Origin of the sequence: Winogradskyella immobilis, assembly GCF_021887715.1 — a bacterium.
GTDB lineage: Bacteria > Bacteroidota > Bacteroidia > Flavobacteriales > Flavobacteriaceae > Winogradskyella > Winogradskyella immobilis.
In genome coordinates this window covers 61,876-79,660 of the sequence record NZ_JAIQXX010000005.1, presented here as the reverse complement: position 1 = coordinate 79,660, position 17,785 = coordinate 61,876, and the positions used below count along the sequence as shown (strand labels likewise).

Below are 17,785 nucleotides of genomic sequence, written 5' to 3'. Positions count from 1 at the left end.
AGCTTTTGTTTAAAAATCTACATTAAGAAGTTCTCCACTAATCTGTAGCACCAATAACTCTGCAATTTTAGCCTGAAATTTTGCTTGAATTTTACTCAATTCAGCATTTAATAAATTTAATTGCGCTTGGCGAAACTCTATAGAAGTAGCTTGCCCAAGTTTAAAGCGCTCTGCAGTACGATCAAAATTATTTTTAGAGGTAACAATATTATCTTCTTGAACTCTATAAACAGTTAATTTATTTTGATAATCGTCCCAAGCATTATTAAAATCGCGCTCAATACTCTGAATTAAACTCTGCTTTTCGTACTCTTGATTTTGTAATGCAATTTTTGCATTTTTATAGATATTTACTGCTCTACCATCAAATAAATTCCATGTTAAATTTAGACCTCCACTTATACCTGTGTTTGTTGATGTTGTTAAAAATGAAGCTGCGTTGTTATTGTTTTTATTCCAACCGTAAGATCCCGTAAGACCTATTGTTGGTAAAAATGCTGATGTCCCAGATTTTAATGTATAATTACTAATACTTATGTTTTTATTAACCTGTAGTAAGGATACATTATTAGCTTTCATTTTTGTTAATAGATCGGCTTTATTTAATTGTAGTAAAAAATTAACTTCAGCATTTACATCAAACGTGTTTTCATCTAGCACATTACCAATAACAACATTTAAATCGCGCTTTGTGTTTTTATAAGCTTGTCGCTGGTTGATTAAATTAATACTATCATTATTAATATCTACTTGGGCATTTAATACCGCTAATTTTGTGCTTTGCCCATATTCAAATTGATATTCTGCACGTTTTAATCGGTCTTTCGTAATTGTAATTGTCTCTTCTAAAGCGTTAACATTTTCGGATAATTGAGCAACATTATAATACACAGTAAACAACTGAAAAATAGTGTTTTCTATAGTTTGTCTTGCTTGTAATTCTGTTAATTGGTGTGTTTCTTTTAAACGCTTATAATCGTACAAACGACCAAGACCATCAAATAAGGTGTAATTAACATTTACTCTTGCATTGTAACGCGAACTCGTAGCTCCATTTAATGTTGTAACATCACCGTTTAAGAATTCTGCTTCTGTATTATCTCTATTAAATGTAGCGCCTGCGGTACCTGTTACTGTTGGTAAATAACCTGTATTTAAAACTCCTTTATCATTAGCTGCTATTGTAACATTATTTTTTGCAATTTTTATTCCGAAATTATTTTCTAAGGCGAATGTAATAGCTTGCTCTTTAGTTAAAATATTTTGTGAATGAATTGATGTTACACTAACCAACATCAATATAGCTAGTAAACTTCTAATGTTCATTGTCTTGATTTTTTTCTTTTATAGCACGCTCAACTTCTTCTTTAGTAACTTCATTACCTGTAGCTAACCATTTTACATTTGTTTTTATACTATTACTAAATGATAGAAAAATAGGAAGTACTATTAACGTTAATAAGGTAGCATAAGCAATACCGAAAGAAATTGCTACGGCCATAGGTTTTAAAAACTGTGCTTGTCTACTTTTTTCTAGTAATAATGGCGCTAAACCTGCAATGGTCGTTAAAGACGTTAAGAAAATAGCTCTAAACCTAGATTTACCAGCATTTAATAATGCATCTTCAAATTTTAAACCTTCACGTAAATTGGTATTAAACCTACCGATGAGTACCAATCCATCATTAACCATAATACCAATTAAAGCGATAATGCCTAATAAGGAGATGACATTTAATTTAAATCCAAAGAACCAGTGACCCCAACCTACTGCTGTAAAACTGAATGGTACTAATAAAATTAATAATAAAGGTTGACTGTAACTTCTAAATGTAAATGCAATGGTTAAATAAATAAGAATAAATACTATAACACCTACTTTTGCTAGTGAGTTTGTGAGTTTAACAAATTCTCTATTTTGCCCTTCATATGAAGGTGTAATTGATGGATATTTTGATTGAATATCTGGTACAATATTCGATTTAATATCTGCTAAAATATCTGTAGCACTATCTGAAGGATCTTTTAAATCTGCTGAAACTTGAATTTCTCGTCTCCCTTCTAAATGATTAATAGCTACATCTCCTCTTTCAATAGAATAATCTGCAATGTCTTTTAATATTACACGCTGCCCTGAAGGTGAAATGATTCGCATTTCATCTAAATCATTAATTGAAGATCTATTCTCTTTATCATAACGCACCCAAACACGTATTTCATCTTGACCTCTCTGAAAACGTTGTGCTTGTACGCCAAAAAAAGCAGAACGTACTTGTGTCATTACTGTTCTTAGGTCTAAGCCTAATAAATAAGCACTTTCTTTAAGTTTTAAACGTATTTCTTTTATCCCAACAGGATCATTATCTTCTATATCTTTTAACAAAGGGTTTGCGCTTAATACTGTTTTAAGTTCTTTTTTAGCCGCTTTTAATTCTTCGATATTATTACTTAATAGCGAAACAGAAACTGGTTTTCCTCCAAATCCTCGACCAGAACCAAAAATTAAACGTTCAACTCCTATTACTGGACCAACCAACTCTCGTAATCGGTTAGATACTATACTTGATGTTACTTCATCTGGGCGTTCTTCACCAGGCAGTAAATTTATGGTTAACCTTGCGCTAGAAGCGCTGTTGATATCTCTAATTGTATTTTTAAATAAAACCTTATTAGTGCCTTTGAGGTATTTTTCAGACAATTCTTGATTAACGATATAGGCCTTTTCTTCAATTAATGAAATGATAGAATCTGTAGTTTTTACATTAGTACCATTTGGCATATCTAACTCAACATCTACACGATCACTTGCCGTAGTCGGAAATAAAGTTACTCCTATTATACCTGCGCCAGTAGATCCAAAAGTTAAAATTAAAGCTGCTAAAAAGAAGCCTATTGTTAATACTTTATAACGTAATGCAAATTTAAAAACAGGCATATATAAACGGTCTCTGAAATAAACCATAATACGATCTCCTATAACATTAACCAGTCTCATTTTAGCGAAAAACTGTTTTATTTTAGATTTAGAGTTTTCCTCTTTATTTTGACGTAATGCTTTTGAATGCGCTAAATGTGCTGGCAAAATAATTAGTGCTTCAACTAAAGATATTGCTAAAGTTAACATTACAACAACAGAGACTTCTCCAAAAAATTCTCCTATTCTACTATCTAGAAACAAGAAAATTGAAAAGGCTAACAGTGTAGTTATAATTGCAGACACTACAGGTGGAATTACTTCCATAACTCCATCAATAGCTGCCTCAGTAGGTGTTTTACCTTTTTCGTAATGTTGGTATATATTTTCGGCAATGACAATGCCGTCATCAACTAAAATACCAATAACGATAATCATCCCAAATAGCGATAATATATTTATAGTAACCCCAAACTCACTAACAAACATAAACATTCCTAAAAAAGCGACAGGAATACCTAAAGCCACCCAAAATGCTAAACGCGTATTTAAAAACAGTGATAAAAATATAAGCACCAGAAGTACTCCTTGAAAAGCATTTGTTAGTAATAAATTTGTTCTTTGTCTTAGTGCTATAGATTGATCATTAACAACATCTAACTTAATATTAGTATTGCTGAGATTAAAATCTTCTATATAGGTTTTTACTTTGTCTGCGGACGATATTAAATCTTCACTATTTGTACTAGTTACCGTAACATTTACAGTGAGCTCTTCATTAAAATACGATGCATTAGGTGACTCAGAAAAACGATCTCTTAAAATGGCAACATCTTTAAGACGAACGGTTTTACCATCAGCAGTTCCTTTGACAATAATATTAGATAATTCGTCTCCATAATACGATCTATTATTGGCTCTAATTAAATATTCTTCTGCATTTGTTTTAATAGTTCCACCCGTAACCAATATATTAGAAGCTGCTACTGCCTGAGAGACCTCATTAAAGGTTAAATTATAGGCTAGTAAATTAACTTCATTAACTGCAATCTCAATTTCTTCTGCTGGATAACCTGCAATTGCTATTTGCGATATACCTTCAATACCTCTTAAATCATTTTCTATTTGCCTACCGATTTCTTTAAGTGATTTTAAAGAAATATTTGTTCCACTAACAGCAAACGATATAGTTGGCCTAACAGATTCTTGCTTTGCAACTACCAAAGGCTCCATACCTGTTGGAAAAGAAGGCACGCGATCTACGGCATTTTTAACTTCTAATAGCACAAAATTTATGTTCTCTCCTTTAGGAACTTCAATAATAATATTACCACTATTTTCTCTTGATGTAGACGTTACACGTTCTATACCTCTTAGTCCTTTTAAGTTGTCTTCAATTTTAAGAATAATTCCTTCTTCTACTTCTTGAGGTGAAGCTCCAGGATACGTAACATTAATTGTAATGGTATTGGTTCTAACAAGCGGAAAAAACGAAGATTTTAGAGACGATAAACCAATAAAACCAAAAGCTGCAAATGCAAAAAGAACAACATTTACTGCTACATGGTGCCTAATAAAATAAGCAATAACTTTTCTCATAATTTAAATAAAATTAATTGCTTTATTTAGTATTGTCTTCTTCAAAAATCTTAACCAGCATGCCTGCAAAAGCTCCTTGTAGTGGCCTTGTAACTATCACAGTGCCATCAGCCACATCTTTTAGCACTACTTTAGCATCACTAAAATATACAGGGTTTACTGAAACCACATCTAAAATACTGTCTTGTCTCACTACATATATTTCATTATTATCTAAAAGAAGACTCCTATTCACTTCTATAGCATTTTCTTCTTGTTTAGCTTCTAGTTTAGCTTCTAGATACATGCCTTCTTTTAAACGCTCATCTTTAACTTCTATAAATGCGGTAACGGTTTGTGTAGTTACATCAATACTTCCATTAACACGGCTTACAGTACCTTCAAAATTTTGTGTACCTTCTAGATTATTTAAAGCTACCTTCTTTCCCTTTTCTAATAAATCTGCATACGATTTACTAATAGCTACTTCCATTTCATAGATCGTAGGATCAATATATTCCCCTAATTTTTGTCCTGCTCTAACTAAGGTGCCTTCTGTAACTAAGGCTTGAGTTAAGATCCCTCTAAAAGGTGCTCTGATATTATATTTAGAAAGGCGTTGTTCTAAGTTTTTAGTATTATAATAATTAGATACTATACCACGACCAGAAATAAAGTAATTCTCTTTTTCTGAAGTCATCTCTGGCAGTTCTGGAGTAGTTTTATTGATATCAAAATTATTCAGATACTCTTGCCATTTATTATATACTTCAGGAAAATCTAATCGTAAATCTGGCATAATAGCCGTGAGCGCATTGTACAAATTACTCTTTGCTGATTGTACTGTAGCATAATATTCTGAAGCGTCAATACTAATTAATTGCTCTCCATTTCTATATTCCTGACCTGGCTTAAATAACTTACGTCCTGGCTTAAATACTCCTTGGACTTCAGCATATATTTCAACACGACGCTTTGCCGTTAAATTACCATTTGCAGAAATGATAATAGGTACAACAGTATTTTCAACCTTATCTGCAAAAACAGTTTTAACCACTTTAGGTGGTATAGGTCTAACACGTTGCTTACTATCAATTAAATACTTTGCTCCAAAGATTGCTCCTACAACTAATAAAATACCTAATACAGCTAATATTGCTTTCCTCATTCTATTTTGATGGTCTGGTTTAAGACCGCAAAAGTAGTAAACTGGTAATATTTTGAAGTTAAAGAATCTATAAAAGATAGATTATGAAATTTGGTCTAAATCCTCTTGAACTGTTTCCCAATCTGCCATCAAATCTTCTAAGCGCTTCTTTTTAGACTGGTATTGATTAAAAAATTCCGGATCTGAAGCTGTAACCTCATAGTCGGTAGCTAAAGCCACATCATCATTCTTTATTTCTTTTTCAAGTTGATTAATCTTAGCTTCAATATTACTAAGACGGTTATTTAAAGATTTTAGTTTTTTCTGATCTTGGTAGTTTTGCTTATTACTTTCTTTTGCAACTGTTGTTGTCACTGTACGTTTTTCTGCCTCTCTAAGATTTTCAATATTTCGTTGTTCTAAGTAATAATCTATACCTCCAAGATATTGTTTTATCTTTTGATCCTTGAATTCATACACTGTTTCTACTAAACCTTGAAGAAAATCTCTGTCGTGAGAAACCAATATTAAAGTTCCTTCAAATTTACGCAATGCTTCTTTTAAAACATTTTTAGATTTAATATCTAAGTGGTTTGTTGGCTCATCCATAATAAGCACATTAAGTGGTTGTAATAACAGTTTGGCTAATGCCAAACGATTACGTTCACCTCCAGAAAGTACACGTACATACTTATCCACTTCGTCTCCTCTAAATAAAAATGATCCTAATATATCTCTAACCTTGCTTCTATTGCTTTCATTAGCAGCATCGATCATAGTATCTAAAACAGTTTTACTACCGTCTAAATACTCAGCTTGGTTCTGAGCAAAATAACCGATTTGAACATTATGCCCAATAGTTAACTTCCCTTGATGCTGAAGCTCGCCAATCATTATTTTAGCAAGTGTAGATTTGCCTTGTCCATTCTGCCCTACAAACGCCGTTTTTGCATCTCTAGGTATTGCTAAATTTACATTAGTTAAAACTTGTAGATCATCATAACGCTTAGATATATTTTCTATTTCTACAACGACTTTTCCTGGAGTAATGGATACCGGAAAATTAAGTGACATTACACTGTTATCTTCTTCATCAACCTCAATACGATCAATCTTTTCTAATTTTTTAATTAAAGATTGTGCCATTGTAGCTTTAGAAGCTTTTGCTCTAAATTTTTCAATTAACTTTTCTGTTTGCTGTATTTGTTTTTCTTGATTTTTTTGAGCCGCTAACTGCTGAATCTTCATTTCTTTACGTAAAGCCAAAAACTTAGTATATGGCTTATTATAGTCGTAGATACGACCTAATGAAATTTCAATAGTACGATTGGTTACATTATCTAAAAACATTTTATCATGAGAGACAATCACCACTGCACCACTATAATTCTTTAAAAAGTTTTCTAACCAAATAATAGATTCAATATCTAAGTGATTGGTAGGCTCATCTAATAATAATAAATCATTGTTTTGAAGTAAGAGTTTTGCCAACTCTATTCGCATTCTCCAACCACCAGAAAATGTATCTGTCAATTTATTGAAATCCTCACGCTTAAATCCTAATCCCTGAAGTATTTTTTCAGTATCACCTTGATAGTTATAACCACCTAAAATTTCATATTGATGCTGAATATCATTTAAATCAATCATTAATTGATTATACGATTCACTTTCGTAATCTGTACGCTCGGCTAACTGTATATTAATCGTTTCTAATTTAGCCTCGCATTCTTTAATTTCTTTAAAAGCTTCATAAGATTCTTCTAAAACTGTTTTGCCAAAATCGAAATCAATATCTTGTTTTAAAAAACCTATTTTAAGTGCTTTATCTGCCGCTATTTGCCCAGTATCCGATTCTTGCTCTCTAGATAAAATTCTAAGCATTGTCGATTTTCCGGCACCATTTTTCCCTATTAAACCAATACGATCTCCATGACCTAGTTTAAAGGTAATGTCTTCAAAAAGATATTCTCCTTGAAATGATATGGATAGATTATGAATATTTAGCATAATTTTTATAAATAATACAATTGTTTTAAACGTTGCAATTGTTATAGTATGTTACCTTAAAAAAGATACCTTTACACAGGTTTTAAAAAATGCAAAAATAAAGGTTTTTAGCTATGATTAGAAAAGGAATGAAACTTTATAGTATTCTTTTTGGAGCTTGCCCAAAATGCCATGAAGAATCTATGTATGTAGAGAAAAATCCATACATTTTATCTGACACCTTAAAGATACACGAGCGTTGTTCTAATTGTAATATTAAATACCGTATGGAACCGTCTTTTTTTTATGGCTCTATGTATGTGAGTTATGGTGTTGGTATTGGATTTGCCTTAGTTGCTTTTGCTATAAGTTATTTGGTTTTTGAAAGTTCTTTAACCACTGCTTTTATTGCTATTGTCGCTACATTAATTTCATTTATGCCTATTATTATGCGCGTCTCTAGAAACATATGGATCAACCTTTTTATCTCATACGACAAAACCTATAAAGTTAGAAGCTAGAAGTTGGAAGTTGGAAGTTAACCAAAACGACTTATATCAATCTCTTTATCTAGAACAACACTATTCTCTATATAATTATATAATTTTTTAGCAACATAAGGTGCTATCATTACGCCTCGGGTTCCTAATCCATTTAGTACATACATATTTTTATATGTTGTATGCCTACCTACCAAAGGACGCCTATCTTTTACCGTAGGTCTTATACCAGCTTTATGTTCTACAACCTTAAAATCACAGGTTATAACTATTTTAAGTTTTTTTATAAGCTCTGCTTTTCCTTCTTCGGTTGGTGTATTGGTTTTATCATTCCACTCATAAGTTGCTCCTACTTTATACAAATCATCACTCATAGGAATAATAAATACTGAAGATTTTACTGCATAATCGATTTTTAGATCTGGAGCTTTTATAGTTATAACTTCACCTTTTGTACCATTTAGTGGTAACTCCTTAAAAAATGGATTCTTTTTTATTCCAAAACCTTCTGCAAAAACAATATGTTTTGCTTTATAATCTCCATAATTTATTTCGTCACTATTTATTTTGAGTTCATCGTATTGAAAATGCTCTGATTCTAATTGCTCATTTTCTTGTAAGCTCAACTTGTATTCTAATATTAACGTTTTTGTATCTATTCGGCCAGCATGTAGTACTTCTCCAAAATCAAAATCTGTATTAATATTAGGGTTTCTATTTTTAATAAACTCGGTTGATAAATAAGGTTCTAAAGTTAATTTATCTGATGCAACAAGCCATTGATTTTGTTCTTCTATAGAATTGAATCGTCTTAAGAGTTTTAACTTATAGTCTAATTTTATATTTAAATCTATTTCTATTTTAGCATACATTGGTAATGCTAACTCTAACTGTTCTTTAGCTTTCCATACCTCAGAAAAACGCTTTAATATTACAGGGTTATATAAGCCTGCTGCAACTATAGAGGATTGCTGGGAAGCGTCATCATAAACTACAAATGTTTTATTGTTTGTTTTTAAAGTTTCGCAGAATGCTATACTCGCTAAACCACAACCTACTATTATATAATCTACCGATTTCATTAATGCAAAAATATTTAAAAAGATTAATGTTTGTTGTAAAATGATTACAACAAAAAACGCTCACTTAAAAGTGAGCGTTTATATTTTTATACTGTAAGAATTAATAATTCCACATGTCGTGTTCAAAGCTTCGAATCTTATCTTTTATACGATCAGATTCCATCAATTGCATTAAGGCATTATCCTTAATGTAATCTTTAACTTCACGATCACCATAGACATTTTCTTCTTTATACATATAGCCATTAAAACGTCTAGCATTTAAAATATGATCGAAAGAAATGGACATAGCACTATTTCTATCATTAAAAGCTTTTGCCTCGTGTAAAATATCCCTAGCTTCTGGGAAAAATACCCAAAATAAAGGTACAGGCTCTTTATTAGCTTCGTCATCAGTGTCTATATAATTGACATCTGGTGCTGCTGGTGCTATAGCCAACAAACGATATTTCATTTCGCCTTGACGTTTATCAAAATACCAAAGTCCTTTCATATGATATTCTAGAATATCAAAAGCTTCAATATCACGTTGTGTAATATATTCAGGGTCAACTTTACCTTCTGCATTATATTGATCTATACCTGCATCAAGTGTATCTACTTTTCGCATAGAACCTCTCAACTCTTCAAGCGTACGTTCTTGTGCGAAATAAGAATCTGCATAAACTGTAGAAATATCTCCAGATTTTACAGCATTCCATAATACATGAAATAAAGAACGACGATCAACACCAATATTATTAGTATCGATTGGATAGTATAAAGGAAAGTTAACACGTTCTTCTAAAACCACTTTTTCCCAAGTCATTTTAGAGAATAAACGATCTCTATCATCTACATACCCATATTCTAAAGGTCTGTCATTGTCTAAAAGCAATTGACCTTCTGTTTTAAGTCCAATTTCCTCAGCAATTTTAGCGTTTAAGATATTTGCTTGAGCAAACAATCCGTTAGCTGTAATGACAATTGCAATTGTTAATATTAAATTCTTTATTTTCATTGTATTGTATATTAAAATTTGAGGCTTTTAATCCAATATTAATTAGCTAACTCAATAACAACTGGTGTTACTGTTTTAATCTTAATCGGATTATTTTTTGCTTTTGCCTTTATATTAATAAATTGTATAGCATCTCCTCTTCTTGCCGATCTTAATGCATTTTTAGCTGCAGTGTTTAATCGATTTCCTGTAACATTTACTGATGGCTTTCCTGGCACTTTTATTGTATAAGATACAACATCTAATGGCAAAGCAAAATCAAAGTCATCACCAAAGTCTGCAGTTAATTTTCCGATTTCTACATTATTCCTTGGTAACTTACCACTACCTTCTTGACCATTAAATGATCCTAAAGGTTTTGGTAAATCTTTAATTCTAAATACTTTTTTATCAGACACAAGTTGTCCGTCATCTAAAGTCGCTGTAACATTTATAGACACTTCTCTTCCACCTTGTGGCTTCATTATATATTGTCCTCCAGGACAAGTAAGACCTGGCGCAGTAGCTTTTACTTTATTATCTGATACGCCTGCAAAAGAGATCGTCATTGGGTTATCTACACCTCTATATACTACATTCATTTTATCAGCAGAAATGGTTGCTGAATTAGGTCTTGGTACAACTACATAATTACCTTCAATAGGAATTTGTAACGGTTGTCCATCTTCTAAGAATGTAAAAGTACCGTTGATTTTTTGTTCACCAACATTACCAACTGTAAAATCTAAACGAGCAGCACCAGTAGAATCAACTGCTTCTTCAACATTAATATCTTTTCCACCAACAGACATCGCCGTAGGTTTAACATTAGCATATTTGCCTAACACTACTCTACCTTGGAATTTTTCACCTGCAAAGAATGCTGATTTATCTGCTAATACAATTGCTTTATAATTTTTTAAAGTCACAGCTTCATCTAATGTGTTTCCTAAAAATAGGTTATACATATTAGTTTCAGTTAACTTTACATCATTTTGCATTGCTGTTAACTTAGTATATGATGCTATTGCTGGGAATCCTTGATAGTGGTAATCTAACCACTTTAATTCCTTACCATCCTTGTTTTTGACTTTATCCGTATTAAAACGCTTATCAAAATTAGCAATCGCTGTTCTGTATTTTACATCATTACCAAGAATTGTTTTGATATCTGACTTATATTTTTCAATAGTAGCCATTACTTCATCACCTTTCTTAGTTAAACGATCACCAGTAAACCAAGCTTCATCTAAAATATCAGTTTTATCCATTGCTTCGAATGGTAATTTTCCTGTTTCAGATTCTATTTCGTACTTACCTTGTTTTAAAAGATCCGTTTTTAACGATTCAATATATTTATAGAAATCTTCAGAAACCACACTAATCTGATTAGCTTTAGCTGCTGCATCCTCAAACTCAGCTGGTTTTTCTTCAGCTTTTGTTACTAGATTTGCAAGCATACCTGCGTTTCCTTCTGTTGCTGACACGTTAGAATCTGCAAACTTTGCTTCCATAAGACCAAACGCTGATAATACTTCTTTAGACATATTCATTGCCATCATAGCAATAAATACTAAGTACATAAGGTTGATCATTTTTTGCCTTGCATTGGCTTTTCCTCCTGCCATAATAATTAGTTTTTGGGTTAATTAATAGATTTGACTTAAAAGCTAATTAGCTTTTATTCATAGCAGTAAGCATTCCTCCGTACACACCATTTAATGATGATAAGTTAGATGCCAATGATTGCATTTGCTCCTTAAGTTTCGTCGCATTTTCAACAGCTTCTTCGTTAATTGAAGCTTGGCGATTTACACTTTCTAATTGCACTTTATATAAACTGTTTAATGACTCCATTTGAGCCGCAGCTAATGATAATTCTTCACCATACTTTTTAGTAGCAGCCATAGACTCAACAGTTGGGTTAAGGTTTTTAGCAGCACCTTCAAAGTTTTTAATACTATCACCTAAGCTTGCCATAAGCTCACCATCGATCTGTGCTTCTTTTAATAACTCATCTAATTTTTTAGACAATAAACCTTCAGCGTCTTTAGGTTGCTCTTTTTTCTTTTTATCTACGCTTGCTCCTCCTTCTAATTCAGGATAGACCAATGACCAATCTAATTCTCCACTTTGTTTTTCAAAAGCTGAATATGTAAATACTAAAGCTTCTACAATCATACCAATTGTTAAAATCTCTGAACCATAAGGCCAGTGTTGGATTTTAAATAAAGCCCCAACAATTACAATTGCTGCTCCTAATCCGTAGATCATATTTGTTAACGTAAGTTTTCCTTTTTGCGCCATAATTTTAGGTTTTTAAATTTTTAAGTTAATATGGTTAACTTAAAAAGTAGGTTAATTAATGTTTAGTTTATAGATTAAATTTTTGTTTAGTGACCTTGTGCATTATTAGTGACTTCTGTACCCAAATAATCTTGTACAGTTCTAAAACCAATATAACTTCTTGCAGAATCTGCATATTCGTAATCTCTAGAACTTACTTGTAAAAAGTAAGCAACATCTTTCCAAGATCCTCCTCTAACAACTTTACGTTGGTTGTTTTTATCATTAACATTTGGATTAATACTAGATGAATATTCGTAAGAAGATGATGTATAAGAACCATTAACCCATTCTGACACGTTACCTGCCATATTGTATAAGTTAAAATCATTAGGTTCATAAGCATCGGCTTCTACTGTATATAATGCTTGATCTGCTGCATAGTCGCCACGTAAAGGTTTAAAGTTTGCCATAAAACAACCTCTATCATTTTTTGTATAATGATTACCCCAAGGAAATGTAGCTCCTTGAAGACCTCCACGAGCTGCATATTCCCATTCAGCTTCGTTAGGCAATCTGTATATATTTACTGGTTGACTTCCTTTACCTTTTCTGTAACCATTATGATATAATGTTCTCCATTGACAGAATGCACGTGCTTGATCCCAAGATACACCCACAACTGGGTAATCTCCATAGGCATCATGCCAGAAATAATCATTATGCATTGGTTCATTGTATGAGTATGCAAAATCTCTAATCCATGCTGTTGTATCTGGATAGATTTCTACTTCTTTAGTTGTAATTACATCTGAACGTCTTAATGAACGGTTTTTTGCGGCAGCATCTAAATCCATTTCTGAGAAACGAAATTTAAATTGAGACACATCCCAAATGCGTTGTCCATTATAAGATTCTTCTGGTGGCAAATACATACCATCCATAACTCTTGCATATGGAACATCTGGATACTCGTTAGTATCAAAAATCAATTCTACATCTCTATTAACCACGCGACCTCCTTCATCATATTGCTCTAACATAAACTGTTGATATGGATTTAGATTGGCAGGATCAGCACTTAAAAATGCATACTCACCAATATCTCCATTACCAGGAGTTTTATCTTCAAGTTCAGCTTCTTCTGCTAACTTGTATCTTAAGATAGAATCTCTAGTCCATTCTACAAATTGACGATACTCACTATTTGTGATTTCGGTTTCGTCCATGTAAAAATTACGAACAGTAACCGTTCTTGTTGGGGCATCTTGTATGCCTGCTAAATCGTCATCGGACTTACCCATAATGAATGCTCCACCTGGGACAAGTGTCATTCCGTAAGGCTTTTCGGGATGCCATTTTTTACCTTTAGCGCCGACAACCTGTCCGCGATCACCAGAGCTACAACTTACTATAAAAGTAGCTGCGGTAATTAGTAAAATAAGCTTCTTAATTTTCATAAAAACTATAGGTTAAATTAGTATCCATAAATTTTGAGATGGTAAACATATTTATATAAATCGGAAAAAACAACTTTTTTTCTATTTTTTTTGCATTTCATCCTAAAAAAATTGCTTTTTGTCGATAAAATACTTTTAAAATATCGATGAACTGCATTTTTAGAAGTTATTCTTCCTGTAGGCTTTGTACCATCTTTCAGGGGTTTCTCCCTCCGTAGCAGCAACATAATCTGCATGGGTGCAAGGTAATAACGTGTGCTTTTTTAATTTATTATTAAGATTTGCTAAAAAAGGAATTTCTATCCACCAACGTCCAGTTTTTAGACTCTTAAAGAAAATAAGTTCTTCTTCTTCTATAAGAACATTATATTTTTGGTACATATTAGAGTCTTTAAAATCGTCATCTTTGACTCTACAATTTACACCTTCTATAAAATACCATATCATTTGAGCAATTAGCATTGCTGTTATAGGGTCATTTACATCATACTGATATTCATAAATACCAAATGAAGACACTTTATTACTTATACCTGCATAACGTGTTATGGCACATATTTCTTTTCCATCTAATCCATTAGGAGAAAATTTTTGTTTACCTGAAACTTCTGCAGAACGTATAGATTTTAAATCTACACTTACAATATGTGCATCTCGCATTACGGGCTCTACTATATTTACATTACTAGAAACTTCGCCTAAGCGATAAGCTTCAAAATAAAGTTTCTCCATCAAGTCTATTTCTTCTTGAGAATTAAAATAGGTTTGATAACCTATAGTAGAGTAATTGAATAAATTATAAGGTTCTTCTAAAATAATTTTACCGACATAGCTATTATTCTTTATTGGTAATGCCGCATCTCCAAGATCGAAATTTGTATCTACATTAACAATATTAACCATCGGTAGTAAATTATCGTAAGCACGATAATTTATATAAGTCAAATCTTGACTTCCTCCTATTATAATAGGTATAATGTTTTTTTCTACTAAAACCTCTATGCTTGTCTTTAGTGCAAAATACGTATCTTCAACAGATTCACCTGGCAAAATATCTCCTAAATCTGCTATTGTTGTGTGCCAATTCCCCGGGAATAAACCATACAATGCAGTTCTTATAGGATCGAAATTTAATTCGGATCCAATATAATTAACATCATTTCTATTTTCGTGAACCCCAATGATAGCGATTTGAGCATCATCGATGTCAGGCATTCCATTTTGGTTAGAGTGAATCTTAAATTTCCTACCTAAAGCTTGATTTGACAATAATTCGCTGTGCGCTAAAACCGCATCAGAAACTGGCGATAGAAAATTAAAGTTCATATATTATTTCTTTTTGGCTGTCGTTTTTCTTTTTGTTGCTTTTTTCTTTTTTGGAGCATTCTTTTCTAGTATGGCTTGTGCTTCTTCTAGTGTCATCTCCGAAACATCAACAGTTTTTGGCAACTCTACTTTTTGTTTACCCTTAATGACATTGTGTCTTCCCCAACGCGCTTTCTCAACACGTACTCCTTCAGCTTCCCATACATGAATAAGTTTATCCTTTTCTTTTTGAATTTTATCTTCAATCAAAGTTATAATATCTTCATCAGATAAATTATCCCAATCGTACTTTTTATTTACATTGATAAACATATTGTTCCATTTAATAAATGGTCCAAAACGTCCTTTACCTTTAATAACATCTAAACCTTGATATGTATATATAGGAGCATCTGCTAATTCTTTCTCCTTAATATATATAAGTGCTTCATCATAATCTACACTAAGTGGATCTACACCTTTAGGTAAAGACACAAATTTCTTTCCGAATCTTACGTAAGGCCCGAAACGTCCGTTATTCACCTCTACTTCTTCATCCTTATAATGTCCTAGTGCTTTTGGAAGCTTAAATAAGTCCATTGCTTCTTCAAAAGTTATAGAACTTAATTGCTGATCTGGAGATAGACTTGCAAACTTTGGTTTTTCTTCATCTTCTATAGTTCCCATTTGTACCATGGCACCAAACTTTCCTAAACGCACACTTACTTGTCTTCCGCTATCTGGATCAGTACCTAAAATACGTTCCCCAGATTCACGCTCTGCATTAGCCTGTACATCTTCTACTTGTGGATGAAATCCTTTATAAAAATCTTTCATCATAACGCGCCAATCTTCTTTGCCTTCAGCTATGTCATCAAAGCTCTCTTCTACTTTTGCCGTGAAGTTATAATCTAGAATACTTTCAAAATGATTAACTAAGAAATCTGTAACAATAGTTCCTATATCTGTAGGCACCAATTTTCCTTTATCAGAGCCTACACGCTCTGTTAATTGTTTTTCATTTATAGACTGATGTTCTAAAGTTAATTGTACATAGTTACGTTCAACTCCATCAACAGTCCCTTTTTCAATATAATTTCTATTCTGAATTGTAGAAATTGTCGGCGCATAAGTAGATGGTCTACCTATACCAAGTTCTTCTAATTTCTTTACCAAAGCTGCTTCCGTAAAACGTGCTGGCGGTCTTGTAAAGCGCTCTGTTGCTGTAATGTATTTATTTGATAACGCATCTGAAACATGAAGCTCTGGCAACAAGCCAGATTGTTCTTCATCTTCATTATCATTTCCTTCTAAATATACTTTTAAAAACCCATCAAATGTTATAATCTCACCATTAGCTACAAATAACTCATTTACTGGAGAAGTACTGTTTACCTGAATTTTAACATTGGTACGTTCTAAATTGGCTTCACTCATTTGAGACGCTATAGCGCGTTTCCATATTAAATCGTATAAGCGTGCTTGATCGCGTTCTGCTCCTACAGAATGATTAGCAAAATTTGTAGGTCGTATAGCTTCGTGAGCTTCTTGTGCTCCTTTAGATTTTCCTTTATAGTTTCGAGGCTTACTGTATTGCGAACCATAAGCAGTTACAATTTCATTTTCTGCACCTTGCTTTGCTTCATCAGATAAATTAACACTATCTGTTCTCATATAAGTAATTAAACCTGCTTCGTATAAACGTTGGGCATTACTCATTGTTCTACTTACAGAAAAGCCTAACTTACGAGAAGCTTCTTGTTGTAACGTTGATGTTGTAAATGGTGGTGCTGGAGATTTCTTAACTGGTTTTTTTTCAAGATTGGCCACTTCATAAGAAGCTCCAATATTTTTACTTAAAAATGATTCTGCTTCAGCTTTAGTTTCAAAATTCTTAGGCAGCTTGGCTCTAAATGAAGCACCAGAAGTTGTTGTAAACTCGGCATCTACTCTATATGAAGCTACAGGATTGAATTTTTGTATATCGCGTTCGCGTTCTACAATTAAGCGCACAGATACGGATTGCACTCGACCTGCTGACAAACCGCCTTTAACTTTTCTCCATAAAACTGGAGACAGCTCGTAACCCACAATACGATCTAAAACACGTCTTGCTTGTTGAGCATCTACCAAATTATAGTCTATACTTCTTGGGTTCTCTATAGCTTTATTTATAGCACTTTTTGTAATCTCATGAAAAACAATACGTTTCGTTTTTTCTTTATCTAAACCTAATGCTTCTGCTAAATGCCATGCAATAGCTTCTCCTTCTCGATCCTCATCACTTGCTAACCAAACCATCTCAGCTTTTTTTGCTAAAGCTTTTAGTTTCTTAACAACATCTTTCTTGTCTTTAGACACCTGATACTTAGGCATAAAATCACCATCAACATCTACTCCAAGTTCTTTAGAAGGCAAATCTGAGATATGTCCAAAACTAGACTCTACCTTATAATCCTTACCTAAAAATTTCTCTATAGTTTTTGCTTTTGCTGGTGACTCAACGATAACTAAATTCTTCGACATTTTTCATTTTTTAAGGCTA

General features: G+C 32.6%; 12 protein-coding genes. 1 reads left to right on the top strand and 11 read right to left on the bottom strand.

Annotation, left to right across the window (positions count from 1 at the left end; genetic code table 11):
- Positions 1-9: 9 nt before the first annotated feature.
- The 4 genes from K8Z87_RS05380 to K8Z87_RS05365 all read right to left on the bottom strand — a co-directional run bounded on the left by K8Z87_RS05380 (position 10) and on the right by K8Z87_RS05365 (position 7,649).
- Positions 10-1,326, bottom strand: a complete 1,317-nt coding sequence (locus tag K8Z87_RS05380; RefSeq protein ID WP_227476466.1) for a TolC family protein — start codon at positions 1,324-1,326, stop codon at positions 10-12.
- The gene (locus K8Z87_RS05375) at positions 1,316-4,513 is read right to left on the bottom strand and encodes an efflux RND transporter permease subunit (protein ID WP_227476465.1); all 3,198 of its coding nucleotides are present in this window, start codon (positions 4,511-4,513) and stop codon (positions 1,316-1,318) included. The genes K8Z87_RS05380 and K8Z87_RS05375 overlap by 11 nt, the downstream gene beginning before the upstream one ends.
- Before the next feature lie 22 nt (positions 4,514-4,535).
- The gene (locus K8Z87_RS05370; protein WP_227476464.1) at positions 4,536-5,660 is read right to left on the bottom strand and encodes an efflux RND transporter periplasmic adaptor subunit; all 1,125 of its coding nucleotides are present in this window, start codon (positions 5,658-5,660) and stop codon (positions 4,536-4,538) included.
- Between the two features lie 81 nt (positions 5,661-5,741).
- Positions 5,742-7,649: an ABC-F family ATP-binding cassette domain-containing protein gene (locus tag K8Z87_RS05365; protein ID WP_227476463.1), complete on the bottom strand. Its 1,908-nt coding sequence runs from the start codon at positions 7,647-7,649 to the stop codon at positions 5,742-5,744.
- A 113-nt stretch (positions 7,650-7,762) separates the two neighbouring features.
- On the opposite strand from K8Z87_RS05365, the gene K8Z87_RS05360 reads away from it, so the two are divergent.
- Entirely contained in the window at positions 7,763-8,149 is a 387-nt protein-coding gene (locus tag K8Z87_RS05360) for a DUF983 domain-containing protein (protein ID WP_227476462.1), read from the top strand.
- 17 nt (positions 8,150-8,166) lie between these two features.
- Here K8Z87_RS05360 and K8Z87_RS05355 read toward each other — a convergent pair whose 3' ends face one another.
- From K8Z87_RS05355 to topA, 7 genes are all read right to left on the bottom strand, one after another.
- Complete coding sequence (locus K8Z87_RS05355; protein ID WP_227476461.1) at positions 8,167-9,210, bottom strand: NAD(P)/FAD-dependent oxidoreductase; 1,044 nt, start codon at positions 9,208-9,210, stop codon at positions 8,167-8,169.
- 100 nt (positions 9,211-9,310) lie between these two features.
- The gene (gene porN, locus K8Z87_RS05350; protein WP_227476460.1) at positions 9,311-10,210 is read right to left on the bottom strand and encodes a type IX secretion system ring subunit PorN/GldN; all 900 of its coding nucleotides are present in this window, start codon (positions 10,208-10,210) and stop codon (positions 9,311-9,313) included.
- A 38-nt stretch (positions 10,211-10,248) separates the two neighbouring features.
- Positions 10,249-11,817: a type IX secretion system motor protein PorM/GldM gene (gene porM / locus K8Z87_RS05345; RefSeq protein WP_227476459.1), complete on the bottom strand. Its 1,569-nt coding sequence runs from the start codon at positions 11,815-11,817 to the stop codon at positions 10,249-10,251.
- Positions 11,818-11,863: 46 nt separating this feature from the next.
- Positions 11,864-12,496, bottom strand: a complete 633-nt coding sequence (gene porL, locus K8Z87_RS05340; protein ID WP_227476458.1) for a type IX secretion system motor protein PorL/GldL — start codon at positions 12,494-12,496, stop codon at positions 11,864-11,866.
- Positions 12,497-12,582: 86 nt separating this feature from the next.
- Positions 12,583-13,929, bottom strand: a complete 1,347-nt coding sequence (gene porK / locus K8Z87_RS05335) for a T9SS ring complex lipoprotein PorK/GldK (RefSeq protein WP_456119780.1) — start codon at positions 13,927-13,929, stop codon at positions 12,583-12,585.
- 165 nt (positions 13,930-14,094) lie between these two features.
- On the bottom strand, positions 14,095-15,261 hold the full coding sequence (locus K8Z87_RS05330) for a formimidoylglutamase (protein WP_227476456.1): 1,167 nt from the start codon (positions 15,259-15,261) through the stop codon (positions 14,095-14,097).
- Positions 15,262-15,264: 3 nt separating this feature from the next.
- The gene (gene topA, locus K8Z87_RS05325) at positions 15,265-17,766 is read right to left on the bottom strand and encodes a type I DNA topoisomerase (protein WP_227476455.1); all 2,502 of its coding nucleotides are present in this window, start codon (positions 17,764-17,766) and stop codon (positions 15,265-15,267) included.
- Positions 17,767-17,785: the final 19 nt, after the last annotated feature.